Annotated in this window: 1 protein-coding gene; it reads left to right on the top strand. The window is 58.7% G+C overall.

Annotated elements, in window-relative coordinates; genetic code table 11:
* On the top strand, positions 1-784 hold a 784-nt coding region (locus ACEU5R_RS31945; protein WP_392413926.1), incomplete at both ends, for an IS3 family transposase.

Here is a 784-nt window from a genome sequence, read left to right on the forward strand (position 1 = left end):
GAAAAAAAGTGGTGAGGCCATCTCGCCGCCGCGAGATGGCCCAACGTGCCGTGCAAGATCGTGGCGTATCTATCCGGATGGCCTGCGAGGCGTTCAGGGTCAGCCAGACTTGCTACCGGTACGTCGCCAAGACGGACGCTGAGAACGAGGATATCTCCAACTGGCTGCTGCGTCTGACCGACAACCACCGCAACTGGGGCTTTGGTCTGTGCTTCCTGTATCTACGCAATGTTCGAGGCTTCGGCTGGAACCATAAGCGTGTGTACCGGATCTATCGAGCACTCGAACTGAACCTGCGGATCAAGCCGCGCAAACGGCTGATTCGGCAGATGCCCGAGCCACTGACCGTGCCGACCAACGTGAACCAGGTATGGTCGATGGACTTCATGCATGACCAGCTTGCCGATGGGCGCAGCATCCGCGTGTTCAACGTGATCGACGACTTCAACCGCGAAGCGCTGGGCATTGAGGTTGACTTCTCGCTGCCCTCCGAGCGCGTGATCCGCACGCTCAAGCAGATCATCGGCTGGCGGGGAAAGCCCTTGGCCATTCGGTGCGATAACGGGCCCGAATACCTGAGCGCGGCAATTGTCGATTGGGCCGGGGCGTGGGGCATAAAGCTCGAATATATCCAGCCGGGCAAGCCACAACAGAATGCCTACGTCGAACGGTTCAACAGGACCGTGCGCTACGAATGGCTGTCCCAATATCACTGGGAAGATCTGGACCACGTACAGCGCGTCGCTACGCAATGGATGTGGTCCTACAATCATGAGCGCCCAAA

The organism is Achromobacter sp. 413638 (assembly GCF_043119405.1).
In the GTDB taxonomy this organism is placed as follows: Bacteria; Pseudomonadota; Gammaproteobacteria; order Burkholderiales; family Burkholderiaceae_B; genus Achromobacter.